The 254-nt window shown below is 63.4% G+C and carries 1 pseudogene; it reads right to left on the bottom strand.

Annotated elements, in window-relative coordinates:
- Positions 1-254, bottom strand: a pseudogene (locus tag R0J92_RS24735) (hypothetical protein); the annotation flags it as partial.

The raw sequence follows: 254 nt of genomic DNA, 5'->3' as shown, positions 1-254 counted from the left end.
CCGGAGGCCTTGTAGCCGGCGGCCAACTCGTAAAGCGCGGCGGAATAAAAGCAGCTGAGCGTCAGCTCGCTGGTATCGGTGAGGCCCACGCCCCATTCGCGCGACCGACCGGGGCTGTCGAGCGAGGTGCGATCCCGGTATTCCGGGTTCTCCTCGGGGATCCCCACCGTCTTGCAGCCCTTGATGACGACAAACGTCGCCTCTTCTCCATCCGGGGACCATTCAATGTCCGCCAGATCGCCTGCGATGACATT

The sequence above is a fragment of the Tritonibacter sp. SIMBA_163 genome (assembly GCF_046535935.1).
GTDB lineage: Bacteria > Pseudomonadota > Alphaproteobacteria > Rhodobacterales > Rhodobacteraceae > Epibacterium > Epibacterium scottomollicae.
Note: the sequence above shows the minus strand (reverse complement) of the source record. Positions and strands in the feature narration are given on the sequence as shown.